The sequence below is a fragment of the Streptomyces javensis genome (assembly GCF_039525925.1).
Taxonomy (GTDB): Bacteria; Actinomycetota; Actinomycetes; order Streptomycetales; family Streptomycetaceae; genus Streptomyces; species Streptomyces asiaticus.
This window is the reverse complement of record NZ_BAAAIF010000044.1, coordinates 12995-33622: the sequence shown is the minus strand read 5'-3', so window position 1 is coordinate 33622 and position 20628 is coordinate 12995. Positions and strand designations below refer to the sequence as shown.

Here is a 20628-nt window from a genome sequence, read left to right as displayed (position 1 = left end):
AGTGCTGAAGCGTAAGGGTGTGCGCCTTGTCGGTCCAGGGGGTGCGGACTAGCCTGCGGAAGTCCATCTTGTCTGACGGACCATCAGAAACGGAGGTCGGCCGCTGATGGATCTCACCTACACGGAGGACGAGGAGGACTTCCGGCACCGGCTGCGCGCCTGGCTCGCCGAGGTCCTGCCCAAGTTGCCGGACCGTCCGCACCCGGCCGACTGGCCCGGCCGCCGCGCCTATGACTGCGGCTGGCAGCGCATGCTGCATGACGCGGGCTACGCCGGACTGCACTGGCCCGAGGACGCGGGCGGCCGGGGCGCGACGCCCACCCAGCATCTGATCTTCCTGGAGGAGACCGAGCGCGCCGGTGCGCCCTATGTGGGCGCGGGATTCGTCGGACTGCTGCACGCGGGCCCCACCATCGCCGCCGAGGGCACCCCCGAGCAGCGGGCGCGCTGGCTGCCGCCGATCCTGCGCGGGGACGAGGTCTGGTGCCAGGGGTTCTCCGAACCGGACGCCGGCTCCGACCTGGCGTCGCTGCGCACCCGGGCGGTACGGGACGGCGACGAGTACGTCATCAGCGGATCCAAGATCTGGACCTCGCACGCCGAGATCGCCGACTGGTGCGAACTGTTGGTGCGCACCGCGCCGGTAAACGCCGACACGCCGAAGCACCGGGGCATCACCTGGCTTGCGATGCCGATGGACGCGCCCGGGGTGACGGTGCGACCACTGCGGACCCTCGCCGGGACGGCGGAGTTCGCCGAGGTGTTCCTGGACGAGGTGCGAGTGCCGGTCGGTCACCGGGTCGGGGAGGAGAATGACGGCTGGCGGGTGACCATGGTGACCCTCTCCTTCGAACGCGGTACGGCCTTCGTGGGCGAGGTGGTCGCCTGCAAGCGGGTGCTTGAGGCGCTGGCCGGGACGGCGCGGGCCAACGGGCGCTGGGACGACGCGGTGCTCCGGCGCCGGTTGGGGCGGCTGGCGGCGGAGTGCGCGGCGCTGTGGCGGCTCACCCAGTGGAATGTGAGCGAGGCGCAGCGCACCGGCGGGGTGCCGGGCGTCGGCGGCTCGGTCTTCAAACTGCGCTACTCGCAGGTGCGGCAGGAGCTGTACGACGCGGCCGCCGAGGTGCTGGGGTCGGACGCGCTGGACGCGGGTCAGGAGTGGGTCGCCGACCGGCTCTCCTCGCTCTCGTACACCATCGCGGCGGGGACCTCGCAGATCCAGCGGAACATCGTGGCCGAGCGGATCCTCGGCCTGCCGAAGGGACGGTGAGCGGGGCGTGGACTTCCAGCTCACGGACGACCAGCGGGCGCTGCGGACGGGGATGCGCGAACTGCTGGAACGGCGCTTTCCGCGCACCCGGCTGCGGGCGGTGGTGGACGGGGGCGCGGTGCGGGGCGACGGCGGCGCGGTGCGGGGTGACGGCGGCGCGGAGCGGGGCGGAGAGCTGGACCGGGCGCTGTGGCGGGAGCTGGGCGCGGCGGGCCTGTTCGCGCTGCGGGTGCCGGAGTCGGCGGGCGGGGTGGGGCTGGGGCTGCCGGAGGTGGTGCTGGCCTTCGAGGAGGCGGGCCGTGCGCTGCTGCCGGGGCCGCTGGTCGCGACGGAGCTCGCGGCGGGGCTTTCGGGGTCCTTGGCGGCGGGTGCGGCCCGGGGCGAGACGGTGGTGACGGCGCTGGACGAGGGCGGTGCGCCGGTCGAGCATCTGGCCTCCGCCGATGTGGTGCTGGTGCTGGGGCCGAGGGCGGTCGAGGTGATTCCGGCGGCGGATGCGGTGCGTTCGGTGGAGCCGATGCGCTCCGTCGACCCGGCCACCCCGCTGCACCGGACGACCCCGCGCCGCACCGGGCTGGACCAGGCGGAACAGACGGACCGGCCCGAGCGGACGGACCGGCCTGACCGGACGGACCGGCCTGACCGGACGGACCAGGCCGACCGGACGGACCAGGCGGGGCCGGGCCGTTCGGGGCTCGCCGCCCGGCTGCGCCGCGAGGCGGCGCTGCTGACCGCGGCCCAACAGCTGGGCAGCGCCTCCCGTACGGTCGAGCTCGCGGTGGACCACGCCAAGCGGCGCACCCAGTTCGGCCGGCCGATCGGCGCCTTCCAGGCCGTACAGCATCTGTGCGCCCAGATGCTGGTTCGCGCCGAATCAGCCAGAAGTGTGGTGTATGCCGCGGCGGTCACAGAAGACCCGGGTGACATCGCGGCGGCCAAGTTGCTGGCCGATGAGGCCGCTGTCCACAATGCCCGCGATTGTCTGCAAGTTCATGGCGGGATGGGCTTCACCTGGGAAGCGGATGTCCACCTCCATCTCAAGCGGGCCTGGGTGCGGGCAGGTCAGTGGCAGTCCGCGGCGGAGGGGGAGGAGGAACTGGCGGCCGGGCTCGTGTCGACCGTTGAAACATGTTTGTAGCCGGGCTCGATGGATACGCCTGAATTGTTGGGATGTCGCATTCTCTGGGGAGATCCCCAGAGCTTCCGAGGTGACCGAGCGTTGATACCAGGTTGTTTCCTAGGCGTGACTCGTCACAGGGTGGAGTCGGGCCCGGGCTCGGGTACTCTCCGTGGGGTGCGAGCGCTTATGGGGTGCGAGAAGCCCGGCGTTGCCCATGGGGCGATTCCGGGCATGACGACGTGCCCCGCTCGCCCGGGGTATGCGACGCCCCAGCCTCGATGTTCGAGTCCTCAGGACGCGTGTCGCACAGTATGCCCCACGCATACTCCTTGGCGCTGGAATATGACCGAAGCGCTTGTTGGGGTGACTGTACGTCAACCATGCTGTCGCGCACGGGGGTACCTCCCAGCGGAAGCTGGGGGAGTGTCACGGTCCGTGACCTCTTGGAGGTACAAGGCGATGTGTCTGCCGGTTCGGATGGTGTGAGCGGTGCAGGTGCTTCAGGCGCAGATGGAGGTCAGGCCCGACCCGGCGGAGGTGAGCCGTGCCCGTCGATGGGCCCGTTCGCGGCTTGTCGGATCCGGAATCGGAGCCGATGAGCCACTCGCCGAGACGTTGATTCTGCTCATTTCCGAACTCGTCACCAACGCCGTGGTGCACACCGGCTGTCCGGCCGTGCTGCGGATGCTCTTCCCCGCCCAGTCGATGGGCGGCGGGAGCGGTGGCGCTGCCGGGAGCGGCGGCGGTGCCGGGGGCGGGACGTCGGGGCCGTTCCCGAGCCGGGGTGCCGGTGTGGGAACCGTCCGGGTCGAGGTCGCCGACGCCAGTGACCGCGCTCCGCGTCAGCGCTGCGCCGATGAGGGGGACACTCATGGGCGCGGTCTGGAGCTGGTCGACGGCCTCGCCGACCGCTGGGGCTGGCAGCCGGAGGGCTCCGGCAAGCGGATCTGGTGTGAAATCGACCGGGCGAAGGGCGAGGAGCCGCTTTCCAGGAAGCGAGCGGCCTCCCATGCGCCTTCACACATGGGGCGAATCAGGCAAAGTCCAGACCAGGTGTTGACGTGACGTGTTCGGTTGATCACTCTAGGATCAGCGATTCGTCGCGAGGGGACGCCGAGGGCAGTGGTGTCTCTGTGAACCGTGTGTTCGCGGGGACGTTCCTTGGCGAGTGCGGGTCGCGCCCCCGCTGCTGAAACAGGGCTCAGCGCCGGGAGCCGGGTGGCGGTGCGCGGTGCCGTGCTCGGGGCGCGCATGAGCGCACCGCCACCCGAAAGAGACCGGCCCGCCGTCCCCTCCATGGGCATCGGAAACGTCAGGGCATGGGCGGCGTCAGGCCGTCAGAGGATCGCGACGGGTGCGACGGGTGAGCCCGTGCCGCCGACGAACGGCTCCGGCGGGGCCGTCAGCAGAAAGGCGTAGCGCCCCTCCTCGGCGCAGGCTTCGGAGAGTTCCTCCAGATTCCAGTTCTGGCCCTGAAGCATGCCCATCTCGACCAGGTCGAGGGCGTGGACCGGCATCCAGAGGTCCTCGATCTCCGGTGGGAAGGCCTCGAAGGTCAGGGTGTCATTGGCGACCGCCGCCACATCGCGGGCGTGGAACCACTCGGGCGTGCGCAGGGAAAGCCCCGGTGAGGGGAACGCGTATGCCTCCTTCTCGCCCGCCAGATAGCGCTGGATCTGCCCGGTGCGGACGAGCACGATATCGCCGGGGCGGACCCTCGTCCCGGCCAGCTCCTCGGCGGCGTCGAGGTCTTCGGGGGTGACCACATGCCCCTCGGGCAGCCGCTCGGCGCCCCGGGCCCGGGCCACATCGAGCAGCACCCCGCGCGAGACGAGGGGGCCCGCCTTGTCGATACCGCTGAAGGCGGCCCGGTCATGGGAGGTGATGGAGTCGGCGGGGCGGCCGTTGTAGATCCTGCCGGAGTGCGAGACATGGGTCAGCCCGTCCCAGTGGGTACCGGCCTGGAGTCCCATCGTCACGGCGTCGTCGCTGGTCGCCACCGTGCCCGGGCCGAACATCTCGAAATTGACCGCGATCATCGTATGCAGCGGGTTGACCCGCCCGGGGATCATTCCGGTCTGGATGCCGTCCTGCCGCAGCGGCACCGCGAGCGGTATGCGACGGCCGGTCCGTATCGTCGCGGCGGCCTCCCGGACCACGGTGTCGGTGATCAGGTTGAGCGTGCCGATCTCGTCCGCCGTCCCCCAGCGGCCCCAGTTGTTGACGCGCTTGGCGATCTCGTGGAACTCGGCTGGCAGCGTCATGGCGTCTCCTTCGGCGTTCCCGGTCGGCGTTTGTGTGCGGGGGCTTGTACTCGGGCCGCGTCTGCTCAAAAATCTAACGGACCGTCAGAAACTCCGGAAGGGGATGCGACGTGGGCAACTTCTTGGACGGCAAGGTGGTCGCCGTCACCGGGGCCGGACGCGGTATCGGACGAGCGGTGGCCCTCGCCTGTGCGGCCGAGGGGGCACAGGTCGTCGTCAACGACTACGGGGTCTCGATCGAGGGCGGCGAACCGAGCAGCGAGGTCGCCGAGGCCGTGGTCAAGGAGATCGCGGCGGCGGGCGGCGAGGCGGTCGCGGTCGCCGACGACATCTCGACCATGGCCGGTGGCCAGCGGATCGTGGACACCGCGCTGGAGCGGTACGGACGGCTGGACGGGGTCGTCTGCGTCGCCGGGATCCTGCGCGAGCGAATGCTGTTCAACATGTCCGAGGAGGAGTGGGACCCGGTCGTCGCCACTCATCTCAAGGGCACCTTCACGGTCTTCCGGGCGGCGTCGGCGGTGATGCGCCGCCAGCGCTCCGGCACCCTGATCGGCTTCACCAGCGGCAACCACCAGGGCAGCGTCGCCCAGGCCAACTACGCCTCCGCCAAGGGGGGAATCATCTCCCTGATGCGCAGCGCCGCGCTGGGGCTGCACAAGTACGGCGTCACCGCGAACTGTGTCGCCCCGGTCGCCCGCACCCGGATGTCCGCCAACGTACCGATGGAGCTCAAGGAGATCGGCGAGCCGGAGGATGTGGCGGCCCTGGTCGTCTATCTGCTGAGCGAACGCGCCCGCGCGGAGCGGATCACCGGCCAGGTCTATACGATCGCGGGCCCCAAGATCGCGGTCTGGGCCCAGCCCCGTGAACTGCGTGCCGGATACGCCGAGGGCGCCTGGACCCCGGAGAAGATCGCCGACTTCCTCCCGGGCACGGTCGGCACCGACCCCATGCCCATGCTGGCCCAGCTGGAGGCCATGGCCCAGGCCGCCGCCGACGGCCAACGCCCCAACGCCTGACCCCGGCGACGGCGGGCGTACCGGAAACACCCACCAGGGCCGACGAGGGGAGAGGCTGTGGACTTCGCTTTCGGACCGGAGGACGAGCGGTTCCGCGCCGAGGCGCGCGACTGGCTGGCCGAGCACTTCACCGGACCGTTCGCCGCCCTCAAACAGCAGACCGGCGGCCACCCCGGCGAGGCGCACGGCGACATGGCCGTACGCCGCGCCTGGGAGCGAGAGCTCGGCACGGGCGGCTGGATCGGCCTGGGCTGGGACCGCACGGACGGGGCGTACGGCAACCGCGCCGCGACGCTGACCGAACAGGTCGTCTGGGCCGAGGAGTACGCCCGCGCCGGGGCGCCCGGCCGACTGGGGCATATCGGCGAGAACCTCCTCGGTCCCACCCTGCTCGCCCACGGCGACTCCGCCCAGCGCACCCGCTTTCTGCCGCCCATCGCCCGTGGCGAGGAGGTGTGGTGCCAGGGCTACAGCGAACCCGACGCCGGTTCGGACCTCGCCGGGCTGCGGACCCGCGCCGTCCGCGACCCGGGCGAGGGCACCTATCGCATCACCGGGCAGAAGATCTGGACCTCCCTCGCCCATGAGGCCGACTGGTGCTTTGTGCTGGCGCGCACCGAGGAGGGCTCACAGCGCCATCATGGACTCTCCTTTCTGCTGGTGCCCATGGACCAGCCGGGACGGATCGAGGTGCGGCCGATCCGGCAGCTGACCGGGACCGCGGAGTTCAACGAGGTGTTCTTCGACGGGGCCGTGGCCCGCGCCGAACACCTCGTCGGCGGCGCGGGCCACGGCTGGCGCGTGGCCATGAGCCTGCTGGCGGTGGAGCGCGGGGTCTCCACCCTGGTCCAGCAGATCGGCTTCGCCCATGAGCTGAGCCGGGTGGTGCGGCTGGCGCTGGAGACCGGCGCCGCGGAGGAGCCCGTCCTCCGTGACCGGCTCGTACGGCAGTGGGCCGAGCTCAAGGCCATGCGCTGGAACGCCCTGCGCACCCTGGGCAGCGCACAGAGCCCCGCCCCGAACTCCGCCCGGTCGGCCCGGGACCCCGCCCCGCGGAAGGCCGCCCCCCATGACCTCCCCCCGAGGAGCGCGGACCCCCAGGCCCCCGGCTCACCCGACCCCGGCTCGCCCGATTCCGGCTCGCCTGCCCCTGGCTCGCCTGCCCCCGGCCCGCACCACTCCGGACCGCAGGACCCCGGCGCGCCCAGCGTCGCCAAGCTGCTGTGGGGCGGCTGGCATCAGCGGCTCGGCGAGCTGGCCGTGCAGGTGAGAGGCGCCGCGGCCGCACTCGGCCCGGCGCGCTGGACCGCCGGCCGGCCGTACGAACTCGACGCCTTCCAGCGTCTCTTCCTCTTCTCCCGTGCCGACACCATCTACGGCGGCTCGGACGAGATCCAGCGCACCATCATCGCCGAGCGCGTACTTCACCTCCCCAAGGAATCACGCCGATGACGAAGACCTACGCGCACTGGATCGACGGCTCGTGGCGGGATCCCGGGAACGGGCACTACCCCGTCATCAACCCCGCCACCGAGGAAACCGTCGGCCATGCCCCCGAGGCCGATCCGGCCGATGTGGACGCCGCGGTGCGGGCCGCCCGGGCCGCGTACGACGGCTGGTCGCGCACCGCCCCAAAGGAGCGCGCCGCCGTACTCGACCGGGCCGCCGATCTGCTCGCCGAGCACGCCCCGGACCTGGTGCCCCTCGTCCAGGCGGAGACCGGGGCGACGCTGCGCGTCACCTCGTCCCTCCAGGTGCCCCCGGCGATCGACCGCTTCCGCCGCTATGCGCGCGGCGCCCTCGAACCGGACACCGTGCCGCTGGCCCCGCTGCCCCTGGCCGCCACCCCGCTGGCGCCCGGCGGGCTGATCGGGGCGGCAGCGGTCCGCCGTCCGCTCGGTGTCGTCTGCTGCATCACCTCCTACAACTTCCCTCTCACGAATCTCGCGGGCAAGGTGGCCCCGGCCCTGGCCATGGGCAATACGGTTGTGGCCAAACCCGCGCCGCAAGATCCGCTGTGCTGTCTCGAACTCGGCCCGCTGCTGAAGGAGGCCGGGCTCCCGGACGGTGCCTTCAATGTCGTCACCGGCTCGCGCGCGGCCGTCGGCGAGGCGCTGGTCGCGCACCCCGGTGTCGACATGGTCAGCTTCACCGGATCCACCGCCGTGGGGAAGAAGATCGCCGAAGCCGCGGGGCGGTCGATGAAGCGCACCCTGATGGAACTGGGGGGCAAGGGCGCGGCCATCGTCCTGGGGGACGCCGACGAGCGAGTGATCGCGTCGGCGGTCGGGGCGGTCGGTTCGACCTTCTCCTTTCACAGCGGACAGATCTGCACGGCGCCGACCCGTGTGCTCGTACATCGATCGCTGTACGAGAAGGTCATCGCCGCACTCACACACTACGCAGAGTCACTGAAGATCGGGGACCCTGTGGATAACTCCACGGCCGTCGGTCCGTTGATCTCCGCCGCGCAGCGCGATCGCGTCGAGGCGTATGTCTCCGGCGCCCGTGAACAGGGCGCCCGGATCGTCGTGGGCGGCGAACGCCCCGCGCTCAAGCCCGGCTTCTACGCCGCCCCCACGCTGATCGCCGACGCCGACCCCACGATGACCGTCGCGCGCGAGGAGTTGTTCGGCCCGGTCGTCGTGGCCCTGCCCTTCGACGACGAGGACGAGGCGGTGCGGATCGCCGACGCCACCCCCTACGGCCTCTACGACTACGTCTTCAGCGCCGACGCGGGCCGCGCCTGGGCCCTCGCCGCCCGTCTGCGCAGCGGAAACGTCGGCATCAACACCGCCCAGCGCCACCCCGAGACACCGTTCGGCGGCTTCAAGGAAAGCGGAGTCGGCCGCGACGGGGGTTCGTTCGGGCTGCACGCGTACAGCGAACTCCAGTCGCTGGTCTGGGTCGCCTGAGGCACCGGAAGGGTGATGAGGATGAGAGGCGTCATCTTCGACGGCACCGCGCCGCGCGTGGTCGAGGACTTGGAGGTGCGCGACCCCGGCCCCGGCGAGGTGCTGGTGCGCATCGCGGCCGCCGGGCTGTGCCACAGCGATCTGTCGGTCGTCGACGGCACGATCCCCTTCCCCCTCCCCGTGGTCCTCGGCCACGAGGGCGCGGGCGTGGTCGAGGAGGTCGGGCCGGGCGTCACCCATGTCGCACCCGGTGATCATGTGGCGCTCTCCACCCTCGCCAACTGCGGCACCTGCGCCGACTGCGCCCGGGGCCGCCCCACCATGTGCCGCGCGGCGATCGGCCGGCCGACCCGGCCGTTCCGCCGTGGCGACGAGCGGCTGTACAACTTCGCCTCGAACTCCGCCTTCGCCGAGCGCACCCTCGTCACCGCCGTCCAGGTGGTGCCGATCCCCGAGGACATCCCACTCGTCCCCGCCGCCCTCATCGGCTGTGCCGTACTCACCGGCGTCGGCGCCGTGCTCAACCGCGCCAAGGTGGACCGCGGTGAGTCGGTCGTCGTCATCGGCAGCGGCGGCATCGGGCTCAACGTGCTGCAAGGGGCCCGGATCGCCGGGGCGTCGCCCATCGTCGCCGTGGACTCCAACCCCGCAAAGGAGCCGATGGCCCGGCGGTTCGGTGCGACCCACTTCGTCCCCTCCGCCGACGCCGTACGGGAGATCCTGCCGACCGGCGCGGACCACGCATTCGAATGCGTCGGCTCCACCCGGCTCATCCGTCAGGCCGTCGATCTGCTCGACCGGCACGGCCAGGCGGTGCTGCTCGGGGTGCCGCCCGCCGACGCCGAGGCGGCCTTCCGCGTCTCCTCCATGTACCTGGACAAGTCCATCCTGGGCTGCCGCTACGGCTCCTCACGGCCGCAGGCCGACATCGCGCTGTACGCCGACCTCTACCGGCAGGGGCGGCTGCTGCTGGACGAACTCGTGAGCCGTACCTACCCCTTGGAGGACTTCGCCAAGGCCGCCGACGACGCCCACCACGGCCGGGTGGCGCGCGCCGTGCTCACCTTCTGAACGGGTGGTATCCGGTGCGTCCGACGACGAGGGCTGTTCACCCGGCCTTCCCGTCGCCGTTGCCTCTCTTGTGGGCTCCGCCGGTTACGTTGCCCTGGTGGAACGTTCCCGCCTGAATGGCGCAGCCGGTAAGGCAATCGATACGGCAGCCGATCTGACAGCCGATACGGCAGTCGAGGTGACGGCCGATACGGCAGCCGAGATGGACATCCCTCTCACCGTGGTCTTCGACCTCGGCGAGGTGCTGACACGGCCGCGCGGGCTGTCCGGTCTGGAGGAGCGGCTGGCCGGGCTGCTCGGAGTCGAGGAAGCGGCGTTCGCCGAGGCGTACTGGGCGCATCGTGACGCCTACGACCTCGGCGGCTCCGACATCGCCTACTGGTCGGCCGTGGCCGGCGCGCTCGGCGCCCCGCTGCGCCCCGGCGCGGTCGACGCCCTGGTGAGCGCCGAAGTCGACATCTGGACACGGCTCGACGGGCCCTCCCATGCCCTGGTGGAGGACCTGCGGCGGCAGGGCACCCGGCTCGCGCTGCTGTCGAACGCCCCCCATGTGCTGGCCAGGACCGCGGAACGCAGCGACTGGTCCGTCCACTTCGACCGGCTGATGTTCTCGGCGGACCACGGCATCGCCAAGCCCGACCCCGCCGTCTACCGGCGGATGACCGAACTTCTCGGCATACCGCCGGAGCGCGTCCTCTTCTTCGATGACCGCCGTAAGAACATCGACGCGGCCAGGGAGCACGGCTGGGACGCCCGGTTGTGGACCGGGGCCGTGCCCGCCCGCGCCGTACTCGCCGACCGCGGGCTGCTGCCCCACGGGCCGACCCGGGACGGTTCCACGAGCTGTGGTACTGGTAGCCGGTGACGGAGGAAAAGGCCAATAAGGCGCCCACGATCATCGACATCGCGCGGGAAGCGGGGGTTTCGAAGTCCGCGGTCTCCCGTGCCCTGCTGGGTCAGGGACGCATCAGCGAGGAGGCCCGCTCGCGCATCCTCGACGTCGCTCAGCGGCTCGGCTACGTCAAGAACGCCATGGCGCAGGGGCTGGTCGCGCAGCGGACGCACACCCTGGGGGTGCTCGTCCGCGACGCCGTCCGCCCCTTCTACGGACATCTCCACGCGGCACTCCAGGGGCGCGCCATCGAAGGCGGCTACCGGGTCGTCACCGCGACCGGCGTACGGGACTTCGCCCTCGCCGAGGAGCGCCGTGCCCTCCAGACGCTCCTCTCCCTCAGGGTCGAGGGGCTGGTGGTGTGCAGCGGTCTGCTTCCGGCCCGGGACATCGCCCCCTTCGTCGAACGGGTGCCGACGGTCGTCGCCGGACGGCCGGAGCCGCATCCGGCGATCAACAGCGTCTACTGCGACGAGGAGGACGGCGCGGAGCAGCTCGTGGACCACCTGGTATCCCTCGGACACCGCCGGGTTGCCGTGCTGCTGGTGCCGGAGGCGCTGTCGATCACGCAGTACGCCCGTACCGCCGCGATGGTGAACGGCCTGCGGGAGCGCGGTGTCGACACCGTCGTCTCCGAACTGACCGATGGCCCGGAAGCCCCCGTCGAGGCGGTGCCCGCACTGCTCGAGGACCGTGAGATCACAGCGATCATGTGCCCCCAGGACGATGTCATGGTCAGCGTCCTGGAACGGCTCCGTCGAGCCGGAGTGCGGGTGCCCGACGACATGTCGGTCACCGGCTTCGACGGCATCGGGCCGCTCGCCACCCCGCTCCTCGGGCTGACCACGCTGCGCCAGCCGTTGGACGAGGTCGGCCGACGCGCCATCGACCTGCTGCTGGAGCTCCGCGAGGACCGCTCCATGCCCACCCGCCACATACCCCTGCGCGGGGCGCTGGTGGCCGGAAACACCACCGCCCCGCCCCCATCCCATCCCGCGCGGCGCTGAATCCGGGGGTCCGCCCGCCGGAGCCCGGAGCCGCGCCGCTGACGTACCGGAGAAACCATGTCCGCGCCCTCGGCCGCCTCGTCCTTCCGCTACGGCGTCTTCCTCCGCCCCGACCCCGGCACCTGCGCCCTGCTGACCGATCTCCATCTGCTGCTCAGGCAGCAGTACGGGCTGGTCTCCTGCGCCGCCTACCCGCCCCACGCCACCCTCGCGGGCAATATGCCCACCGACGCGCCCGAGGACGAGCTGACCGGTCGGATCGGTGCGGCACTGGCGGGCACCGCCGCCTTCACCGCGTACAACTTGGGCATTGAGAAGGGCGGAGGAGGCATCGGGTTCAATCTCCACGACCTGCCCGGCGGCTCCCCGAACCCCGGGATCACCGCCCTGCTCGACACGGTACGCTGGGCGATTGGTCCAGTGGCCAAGCCAATGGACCACTACCGCGCCAATCCGCTGGACCCCGGCCAATTCCGCGCGCATCTGTCCATCGCCTCCCATGAGCTGCTGCTGCGCCCCGAACTCCGGCCGGAAATCGCCGATTTCGTCGAGGGCCTGGGGTGGGAGCCGCCGCGGAGCTTCACGGCCGACACGATCTCGCTGTACCGCTTCCGGAGCCCGGACTGGCATGCGCAGTGGTGGCGGAACATGACCTGGGACCACGTCCGCAGCTGGCGCCTGGAGCGAGGGTGCTTGTCGTCGCTGAGGACGTTCGTCGGGCCGTAACCTTTCGGCCGCCCCCAAGACGTCGATGCCGCATAGCTTTTCAGCCATGTGCGGGAACGTTCCACCATTGAAGCGCGCGGGCCCTCGTCGCCCCCGGCTCGGCCCCTGGCTGACCGTGCCGACCCTGCTGTTGATCGCTGTCTTCCTCTACTGGCCCCTGGGGCGCGGCATTTGGCTGAGCACCAGGGGGACCGATCTGCTCGGCAATCCGACCCGTTCGGTCGGGTTCGACAACTACACCCAGCTGCTGACCGACCCGGCGAGCCGCCGCGTGCTGCTCACCACGCTCATCCTTACGGTCGCCAGCGTGGCCATGGCCACGGCGGGGGCGCTGGCGGCAGTCCTGCCGCTGCGCCGCCGCATCGTCGGACGCCGCCTCTTCCAGCTCGTCTTCTCCCTCCCCTTCGCCTACTCCGCCGCCTCGGCCTCGGCCTGCTTCGCCGGGCTGTTCGCCCCGTCGGTCGGCACGCTCAACCACGTGCTGGCGAAGCTGGGGTACGAGGGCCCGCCGTGGTTGCAGTCCCCGGGGTGGGCGATGCTGTGCGTGGCCCTGGCGACCGCCTGGTACGAGTTCGGGTTCGCCGTCCTCGTACTGACGGCCGCTGTCCGGAATCTGCCCTCGGAGGTGCTGGAGGCCGCGGAGCTGGACGGGGCGAGCGGTCTGCGACTGGTGCGCGGCGTGATCGTGCCGCTGATCTCGCCCAGCCTGTTCTTCCTCGCCGTCACCCAGACGATCAGCGGACTCCAGATCTTCACGCAGGTCCAGGTGCTCACCCGGGGCGGCCCCTCCGACGCGACGACCACCCTGGTCGTGGAGCTGTACCAGCGGGCCTTCGGCGGCGGGGTGCCCGACTACGGCCGGGCCTCGGCCATCGCGGTCGTACTGCTGGCGCTCGTCCTGCTCGTCACCGCCGTGCAGTTCCTCGTCCTCAACCGCCGGGTGACCACCTCATGACCGTCACCACGACACCCACGACCCCCACGACCCCCACGGTCACCACGGTCACCGAGGCCACCGCGGCGGCGCGGAGGTCGCGAAGGTCACGCCCCCGCCCTCCGCTGCGCGCACGCGACATGGTGCGCTGGCTGTGGCTCGTCGCCCTTACGGTCGTCATCGGCTTCCCGGTCTACGTCACGCTACTGACCGGGCTGCTGCCGCCGCAGGACGTGGCGCACGGAACGCTGCTGCCCACCCGGCTGACCCTGGACAACTTCCGTGAGGCGCTGCGCAACGTGCCCTTCGGGCAGCAGTATGTCGTCAGCGTGCTCGTCACCGCCCTCCAGACGGGCGGCCAGCTGCTGACGTCCTCACTGGCCGCGTACGCCCTGGTGTTTCCGCGCTGGAGGGGGCGCGCGGTGGCGTTCGCCGTGATCGTCGCCACCCTGGCGATCCCCGGTGAGAGCCTGGTCATCCCGAACTACGAACTCGTCACCGGTCTCGGGCTGCGCGACTCCCTCCTCGGGATCACCTTGCCGTTCCTCGCCGCCGGGTACCCGGTCTTCCTGCTGCGGCAGGCGTTCCTCACGCTCCCCCGGGAGGTGTGGGAGGCGGCGCGGCTGGACGGCTGCGGCGATCTGCGCTGCCTCGTCCTCGTCGTGCTCCCGATGGCCAGGCCCCAGGTGACCGCGGCCACCCTGTGGAGCGCGCTGGCCGCCTGGAACGGCTACTTCTGGCCGCTGCTCATCACCGACTCCCCGGACCGGCGCACCGTCCAGGTGGGCATCTCCCAGCTGGTCAACGCCGAGTCGACCAGCCCCGGCGTGATCTACGCCGGTACCACCCTCGTCCTCCTTCCCACCCTCCTGCTCGTCATCGTGGGCCAGCGCTTCCTGCTCCGCGGCCTCGCCCGCACCTCCCCGCGCTGACACCGCTCTCCCGTCTTCCCGCACCCCCTTCTCAAGCCCCCTTCCCGGAGGAACATCACCATGCGCAGAAGCGCGTCCGCCGTCGCCGCCCTCGTGGCGCTGGCCGCCCTCAGCGGCTGCGGTGGCAACGGTAAGAACGACACCGGCGTTTCCGGCCAGGCCCCCGGCCCCGAGGCCCTCAAGGCCGCCAAGGGGCCCGTCACCGTCACCCTGTGGCACGGCCTCGGCGACACCAACGCCGTGGCGCTCCAGAAGCTCGTCGACCGGTTCAACGCCCAGCACCGCGGCAAGATCGAGGTCAAGGCCGTCTACCAGGGCCAATACCCCGACGTGCTCGCCAAGTACACCGCCGCCATCCGCGACAAGAGCACCCCGAGCCTGCTGCTCTCCTACGACATCAGCACCGGCTTCCTGCACGACGCGGGCCAGACCGTGCCCGCCCAGGACCTGGCCGAGGCCAACCCCGGCACGCTGTCCCTGGACGACATACGGCCCGCCGCGCGCAACTACTACAGCGCCCAGGGCAAGCTGATGGCCGTCCCCTTCAACACGTCGATGCCGATGCTCTACGTCAACGACGACCTGCTGAAGAAGGCGGGGCTGCCCGCGAACACACCCCTGAACACCCTGGACCAGGTGGTCGCCGCCGCGAAGACCGTCCACCGTAAGGTGCCGAAGGCCGGGGGCCTGGTCCAGCCCTTCGACACCTGGTGGATCGAGCAGCTGACCGCCGCCGCCGGAGTGCCCTACTGCGGTCCCGACAACGGCCGTAAGGGCGGCGCCGCGTCCAGTGTGAAACTCACCAGCCCGCAGCAGCGCAAGGCCATCGGTGCCGTGAGCGATCTCTACACCAGCGGCGCGGGGCTGGACACGGGCGAGGACGGCTCCAACGCCGTGACCGCCTTCCAGCAGGGCAAGGTCGCGATGATGTTCAACAGCAGCGGGGCCGCCGGGAAGGTCAAGGAGGGCGCCGACTTCCGCTACCGGGCCCTGCCCTATCCGCTGTCCGGTCCGGCCGCGACCTCCGGGCCCGTCGTCGGCGGCGCCGCCCTGTGGGTCAACGGCCCCGGCCACAGCGCCGCCGAGCAGGCCGCCTCCTGGCAGGTGGCCGCCTTCCTGGCCTCGCCCGCGTCCCAGGAGGAGTTCAGCCGCGCGACCGGCTACGCGCCCATCAACAAGAAGGTGGACGCGCTGCCCGGCCAGCAGAAGACCCTCGCCGCCCGGCCCGATCTCAAGGCCGTCATCGACCAGTTCAACAAGACGCCCGCCACCACGGCCGCGGCGGGATGCCTCACCGGCGCGATGCCCACCGTGCGCGCCGATGTGCTCGGTCCGATCCAGTCCGCCTTCGCCGGAAAGACGCCGCTGGACACCGCGCTGAAGGCCGCCGAATCCGCCGCCAACCGCGACATCGACCGCTACCGGGAACAGGCGGGTCAGTGATGCGAGACAACCCCCACCGCTACGGAGTCTTCCTCCGCCCCGATCCGCGCACCTGCGCGGTGCTCGCCCGGCTGCACCTGCTCATGAAGCAGCAGTACGGCCTGGTCTCGTGCGCGGCGTTCCCGCCCCACGCGACCCTGGCGGGCAATGTGCACGCCACGGTCGCCGAGGAGGAGCTGATCGCGGTGCTGGACCCGCTGCTGTCCGAGGCCACGTCGTTCACCACGTACAACTCCGGCATCGACCGGCACGGCAAGGGGTTCGCGTACAACGTGCACCATCTGCCGGACGGGACGCCCAACCCCGAGATGGTCGGCCTGGCGGTCTCGGTGAACGCCGCGCTGGCGCCGGTGTCGTCCATTCAGCCGGACTTTCTCTTCAAACCCTTCGACCCGGCGGAATTCCGGGCACATCTGTCCGTGGCCTCCCATGAGCTGACCCTGCGGCCCGACCTCTACGAGGAGATCGGGGAGTTCCTGGACACTCTGGCCGCGGACCCGCCCAAGCGGTTCACCGCCGAGACCATCTCGCTGTTCCGCTTCCACAGCGGCGACTGGAACGCGCAGTGGTGGCGGGACATGACCTGGGTGCACGTCCGCAGCTGGCGGCTCCAGGGCGCCGAGGCGACCGTGTCAGGGCGGGGGAGTGGCCCCATGACGGCGTGGGAGCGGCCCCATGAGGCGAGGGTGGCCCCGTGACGGCGAGAGCTGCCATGGCGGGGCTGAGCGGCCGCACGCGGCCGTGACGTGCCGAGCCTTACTCGCGGGCGTCGGCGCCGGGAGCCGTACCGGCCTCGGCGCCCGCGCGGAAGGTACGGCGGTAGGCGGTGGGGGAGACGCCCACGGCCGCCTGGAAGTGCTGGCGCAGGGACGCGGGGGAGCCGAAACCGGCCTGGCGCGTCACCTGGTCCACCGACAGATCGGTGCCCTCCAGGAGATGACGGGCCCGTTCCACCCGCTGCTGGGTCAGCCACTGGCCCGGGCTTACGCCGACCTCCTCGCGGAAGCGGCGGGTGAACGTCCGTACGCTCATCGACTCCTGGGCGGCCAGCTCCCGCAGCGAGATGGGCCGGTCCAGCCGGCCGAGCGCCCAGGCGCGGGCCGCCGCCGTGGTGGCCTGCTGCGGCTCGGGCAGCGGACGCGGGATGTACTGGGCCTGGCCGCCGTCGCGATGCGGCGGCACCAGGCTGCGCCGGGCCACGTTGTTGGCCACGGCCGTGCCGTGGTCGCGCCGCACCAGATGCAGACACAGGTCGATCCCCGAGGCGACACCGGCCGAGGTGAGCACATCGCCGTCGTCGACGAACAGCACATTCGGATCGACCTCGACGGTCGGGAAGAGGCGCTGGAAGTGGTCGACGCTGGACCAGTGGGTGGTGGCCGGGCGGCCGTCGAGAAGCCCGGCGGCGGCCAGCACGAACGAACCGGTGCAGATGGACACCCAGCGCACGCCCGGCCGGGCGTGGGCCAGCGCGGTGCCGAGCGGCTCGGTCATCCGGCCCTCCTCGTGGACCGGACCGAGCTCGTACGAGGCGGGCACCACGATGGTGTCGGCCTCGGCGAGGGCCTCCGGGCCGAGCTCCACGGCGATCGGGAAGTCGGCGTCCGTGGGCACCAGACCGGGCTCGGGGGTGCAGGTCACCACCTCGTACAGCCGCCGGTGGTCGGTGGAGCGGGCCTTGCCGAAGATCCGGTACGGGATGCCCAGCTCGAAGGGGATCACGCCGGGGAGGGCGAGGACGACGACACGATGGCGCGCGGCTGCGGTCCCGGGTGGGGCAAGGGGTGGGGGCTGGGGTTGGGGCTGGGGTGGGGACACTTCCGGCCTCCCGTCGTTCGGACACGGCCCCAAAGAGCTTGGCCCGATCCTAGCGAATGCTGTCCCTCGGGCCACTCGTCCGTGCCGACCCGCTGCCCGATGCTGGTCCGGTGACGCAGACGACCGAGCTCTCCGAAGCCCCCGAACAGGACGAACAGCCGGAACAGCCCGCCCGGCCGGCACGGCGGGCCCTCCTACGCCTACCGCACCGCGCCTGGGCGGTCGCCGCCATCACCTTTGTGACGATCATCGGCGCGGCCGGATTCGCCTCGCTGCCCGGTCTGCTCATCGATCCACTCCATGAGGAGTTCGGCTGGTCGCGCGGCACGATCGGGTTCGCGGTCTCCGTCAACCTCGCCCTCTATGGGCTCACCGCGCCCTTCGCCGCCGCCCTGATGGATCGCTTCGGCATCCGTAAGGTCGTCGCGGCCGCGCTCGTCGTCATCGCGGCCGGTGGCGGGCTTACGGTCTTCATGAGCGAGCCCTGGCAGCTCATCCTGTGCTGGGGTGTGCTGGTCGGCCTCGGCAGCGGCTCCATGGCGCTGGCCTTCGCCGCGACCGTGACCAACCGGTGGTTCGTGGCCCGGCGCGGATTGGTCACCGGCATCCTTACGGCGGGCGGGGCCTCCGGGCAGCTGATCTTTCTCCCGCTGCTCTCCTGGATCGTCGAAGGGCACCAATGGCGGCCCGCCGCGATCACCGTCTCGGTCGCCGCGCTGGCGATCGTCCCCCTCGTCTGGCTGCTGCTGCGCGACCACCCCTCGGACGTGGGCCTCGCCGCGTACGGCGCCGACGGGCCGCCCGCGCCGCGGCCCGCGCCCCGGCGCGGTGCGGCCCGGCGGGCCGTCAAGGCCCTCGTCTCGGCCTCGCGCACCGGCTCCTTCTGGCTGCTCGCGGGCGCCTTCGCGATCTGCGGCGCCTCCACGAACGGCCTCGTCAAGACCCACTTCGTGCCTGCCGCGCATGACCACGGCATGCCGGTGACTGCCGCCGCGAGCCTGCTCGCCGTCATCGGCGTCTTCGACATCGTGGGGACGGTGGCCTCCGGCTGGTTCACCGACCGCTTCGACGCGCGACGGCTGCTGGCCGTGTACTACGCGCTGCGCGGGCTCTCCCTGATGTTCCTGCCGATCCTGCTGGACGACGCGGTCCATCCGCCGATGCTCTTCTTCATCGTCTTCTACGGTCTCGACTGGGTCGCCACCGTGCCGCCGACGATGGCGCTGTGCCGGGAGCAGTACGGGGAGGACAGCGCGATCGTCTTCGGCTGGGTGCTCGCCTCCCACCAGGTGGGGGCCGGGGTCGTGGCCTTCGTGGGCGGCGCGGCGCGGGACGCCTTCGGCTCGTACGACCTGGTCTGGTACGGCGCGGGGGCGCTGTGCGCGATCGCCGCGCTGATGTCGCTGGTCATCCAGCGCGTCCCGGGCACGAAGACCGCGGCGGCATCGGCCTAGGGGCCGACGGACCTTGGCGCCTGCGGCGGGCTGTCCCCCTCCCCGCCCCTTGCCGCGACTGCGGCTCCGCCCCAGACGTCGGGGGTCCAGGGGCGAAGCCCCTGCCACCCGGCGGGGCTGGGAACCCACCGGACACCCCGGATGGCCGCCCGGGCTTACGCGAACGGGCGGTCTCAGGGAAGCGCCGTGAACTCCCCGAACGAGCCGCGGTGGAAGAGCAGCGGCCCGGATCGCGCCGCGGGCTCGTCCGTGCCCAGGGCCCGGACGCGGCCGACCACGACCAGATGGTCGCCGCCCGTGTGCACGGCGTGGATCGCGCAGTCGATCCACGCCGGGACGTCCGCGAGCCGCGGTGAGCCGGTGACCGGGGACGGCTCGTGGCGGACGCCCGCGAACTTGTCGGGGCGCCGGGAGCCGCTGACCGCGAAGGAGCGGCACAGCTCGCCCTGGTGCGCGCCCAGGACATTGACGCAGAAGACGCCCGCGCGGGCGATGCGCGGCCAGGTCGTCGAGGCGCGGGCCACCATGAAGGCGACCAGTGGCGGATCCAGCGACAGCGAGGCGAAGGACTGGCAGGCGAAACCGGCCGGTCCGTTCTCGTCGACGGTGGCGATCACGGTGACCCCGCTGGCGAAGTGGCCCAGCACCCGGCGGAATTCGGCCGGATCGACCGGGGGCCGCTCATCGTCGCGCACACAGCGCAGCTCCGGCGGGGGCAGCGGGTCGACCGGTCGTACGGAGGTGGTCGGCGAGCCGACCGCCCGGAGGTAGCGGACGGCGGTGGCGGCCATACCGGCGTGTCCCATCATGGCCTCGTCCCCCTTTCTCGCTTGCTCGGGTTTCTCGCTTGATCGGGTTGTGCCTTGCTGTCCCGGGTCCCCTGACGGCGCGGTTCTTCAGCGGCTTCAGTGGCTTCAGCGGCTTCAGCGGCCTTGGCAGTACGCTCAGCGGCCTCGGTACCCGGGCGGTCGGCGCTCGATGAACGCGCGGACGCCCTCCTGAGCGTCGGCCGTGGTCATGTTGATCTCCTGCGCCGCCGCCTCGGCGGCGAACGCGGCCGGGCGGTCGGCCTCCAGGGAGGCGTTCACCAGCGCCTTGGTGAGGGCCAGGGCGCGGGTGGGCCCCGCGGCGAGGCGCTCCGCCCAGGCGCGGGCGGTCTTGGCCAGATCGTCGTCCGGGACGACCCGGTTGACCAGCCCCAGCCGCTCGGCCTCGGCGGCGGGCAGCGCGTCGCCGAAGAACATCAGCTCCTTCGCGCGCTGTGGGCCGATCAGCCGGGGGAGGAGATACGCACCGCCCCCGTCGGGGACCAGACCGCGGCGGATGAACACCTCGATGAAGACGGCCGATTCGGCGGCCAGCAACAGATCGCAGGCGAGCGCGAGATGGGCGCCGAGCCCGGCCGCGGTGCCGTTGACGGCGGCGATCACCGGCTTCTCGCAGTCGAGGACGGCGGCGATGAGCCGCTGCGCTCCGCCGCGGATCAGCCGGGCGACATCGCCCGCGACGCGTTCCGCCCCGTCCGGCGCGCCGCGCAAATCCGCTCCCGCGCAGAACCCCTTGCCGGTGGCGGTCAGCACGACGGCCCGGACGGACGGGTCGGCGGAGGCGTGGTCCAGCAGCGAGATCAGGTGTTCTCGCTGGTCGGGGGTGATGGCGTTCATCGCCGCTGGGCGATTGAGCGTGATCCACGAGACGCCGTTGTCAGTGGTGTGCCGTACAACGGAGTCAAGTGCTTCTTCGGGGGAGGGAGAAGTCAT

19 protein-coding genes are annotated in these 20628 nt (G+C 71.6%); 15 read left to right on the top strand and 4 right to left on the bottom strand.

The window, feature by feature from the left end:
- The first annotated feature begins 106 nt into the window (after positions 1–106).
- The 3 genes from ABD329_RS31270 to ABD329_RS31260 all read left to right on the top strand — a co-directional run bounded on the left by ABD329_RS31270 (position 107) and on the right by ABD329_RS31260 (position 3455).
- The gene (locus ABD329_RS31270) at positions 107–1270 is read left to right on the top strand and encodes an acyl-CoA dehydrogenase family protein (RefSeq protein WP_198281516.1); all 1164 of its coding nucleotides are present in this window, start codon (positions 107–109) and stop codon (positions 1268–1270) included.
- Between the two features lie 7 nt (positions 1271–1277).
- The gene (locus ABD329_RS31265; protein WP_344317236.1) at positions 1278–2408 is read left to right on the top strand and encodes an acyl-CoA dehydrogenase family protein; all 1131 of its coding nucleotides are present in this window, start codon (positions 1278–1280) and stop codon (positions 2406–2408) included.
- A 471-nt stretch (positions 2409–2879) separates the two neighbouring features.
- A complete protein-coding gene (locus tag ABD329_RS31260; RefSeq protein ID WP_198281261.1) occupies positions 2880–3455 on the top strand; it encodes an ATP-binding protein in 576 nt (191 codons plus the stop codon).
- 272 nt (positions 3456–3727) lie between these two features.
- On the opposite strand, the gene ABD329_RS31255 is transcribed toward ABD329_RS31260, so the two are convergent.
- Positions 3728–4654, bottom strand: coding sequence for a cyclase family protein (locus tag ABD329_RS31255; RefSeq protein WP_198281262.1), 927 nt, complete (start codon positions 4652–4654; stop codon positions 3728–3730).
- Positions 4655–4764: 110 nt separating this feature from the next.
- Here ABD329_RS31255 and ABD329_RS31250 point away from each other — a divergent pair, with 110 nt between their 5' ends.
- From ABD329_RS31250 to ABD329_RS31200, 11 genes are all read left to right on the top strand, one after another.
- Positions 4765–5676 (top strand): SDR family NAD(P)-dependent oxidoreductase, encoded by a 912-nt coding sequence (locus tag ABD329_RS31250; protein ID WP_198281263.1) that lies wholly within the window; start codon positions 4765–4767, stop codon positions 5674–5676.
- A 57-nt stretch (positions 5677–5733) separates the two neighbouring features.
- A complete protein-coding gene (locus tag ABD329_RS31245; protein WP_344317233.1) occupies positions 5734–7128 on the top strand; it encodes an acyl-CoA dehydrogenase family protein in 1395 nt (464 codons plus the stop codon).
- On the top strand, positions 7125–8591 hold the full coding sequence (locus tag ABD329_RS31240) for an aldehyde dehydrogenase family protein (protein WP_198281466.1): 1467 nt from the start codon (positions 7125–7127) through the stop codon (positions 8589–8591). The genes ABD329_RS31245 and ABD329_RS31240 overlap by 4 nt, the downstream gene beginning before the upstream one ends.
- A gap of 21 nt (positions 8592–8612) precedes the next feature.
- Positions 8613–9662 (top strand): Zn-dependent alcohol dehydrogenase, encoded by a 1050-nt coding sequence (locus ABD329_RS31235; protein WP_198281465.1) that lies wholly within the window; start codon positions 8613–8615, stop codon positions 9660–9662.
- Between the two features lie 202 nt (positions 9663–9864).
- A complete protein-coding gene (locus ABD329_RS31230; RefSeq protein ID WP_198281464.1) occupies positions 9865–10527 on the top strand; it encodes an HAD family hydrolase in 663 nt (220 codons plus the stop codon).
- The gene (locus ABD329_RS31225; RefSeq protein ID WP_344317232.1) at positions 10524–11561 is read left to right on the top strand and encodes a LacI family DNA-binding transcriptional regulator; all 1038 of its coding nucleotides are present in this window, start codon (positions 10524–10526) and stop codon (positions 11559–11561) included. Before ABD329_RS31230 ends, ABD329_RS31225 begins: the two co-directional genes overlap by 4 nt.
- 57 nt (positions 11562–11618) lie before the next feature.
- The gene (locus tag ABD329_RS31220; RefSeq protein ID WP_198281001.1) at positions 11619–12287 is read left to right on the top strand and encodes a 2'-5' RNA ligase family protein; all 669 of its coding nucleotides are present in this window, start codon (positions 11619–11621) and stop codon (positions 12285–12287) included.
- A gap of 67 nt (positions 12288–12354) precedes the next feature.
- Positions 12355–13242, top strand: a complete 888-nt coding sequence (locus ABD329_RS31215; protein ID WP_198281002.1) for a carbohydrate ABC transporter permease — start codon at positions 12355–12357, stop codon at positions 13240–13242.
- Positions 13239–14153, top strand: coding sequence for a carbohydrate ABC transporter permease (locus tag ABD329_RS31210; protein WP_198281003.1), 915 nt, complete (start codon positions 13239–13241; stop codon positions 14151–14153). Before ABD329_RS31215 ends, ABD329_RS31210 begins: the two co-directional genes overlap by 4 nt.
- Positions 14154–14213: 60 nt before the next feature.
- The gene (locus ABD329_RS31205; protein ID WP_198281004.1) at positions 14214–15596 is read left to right on the top strand and encodes an ABC transporter substrate-binding protein; all 1383 of its coding nucleotides are present in this window, start codon (positions 14214–14216) and stop codon (positions 15594–15596) included.
- Complete coding sequence (locus ABD329_RS31200; RefSeq protein ID WP_198281005.1) at positions 15596–16294, top strand: hypothetical protein; 699 nt, start codon at positions 15596–15598, stop codon at positions 16292–16294. The genes ABD329_RS31205 and ABD329_RS31200 overlap by 1 nt, the downstream gene beginning before the upstream one ends.
- Before the next feature lie 58 nt (positions 16295–16352).
- On the opposite strand, the gene ABD329_RS31195 is transcribed toward ABD329_RS31200, so the two are convergent.
- Positions 16353–17414, bottom strand: a complete 1062-nt coding sequence (locus ABD329_RS31195; RefSeq protein WP_344317230.1) for a GlxA family transcriptional regulator — start codon at positions 17412–17414, stop codon at positions 16353–16355.
- Between the two features lie 56 nt (positions 17415–17470).
- Here ABD329_RS31195 and ABD329_RS31190 point away from each other — a divergent pair, with 56 nt between their 5' ends.
- Positions 17471–18868: an MFS transporter gene (locus ABD329_RS31190; protein ID WP_214665509.1), complete on the top strand. Its 1398-nt coding sequence runs from the start codon at positions 17471–17473 to the stop codon at positions 18866–18868.
- A gap of 173 nt (positions 18869–19041) precedes the next feature.
- Here ABD329_RS31190 and ABD329_RS31185 read toward each other — a convergent pair whose 3' ends face one another.
- Positions 19042–19659 carry a flavin reductase family protein gene (locus ABD329_RS31185; RefSeq protein ID WP_198280693.1) on the bottom strand — a complete coding sequence of 206 codons (618 nt, stop codon included), beginning with the start codon at positions 19657–19659 and terminating at the stop codon, positions 19042–19044.
- Positions 19660–19812: 153 nt separating this feature from the next.
- Positions 19813–20628 (bottom strand): enoyl-CoA hydratase/isomerase family protein, encoded by an 816-nt coding sequence (locus tag ABD329_RS31180; protein WP_198280690.1) that lies wholly within the window; start codon positions 20626–20628, stop codon positions 19813–19815.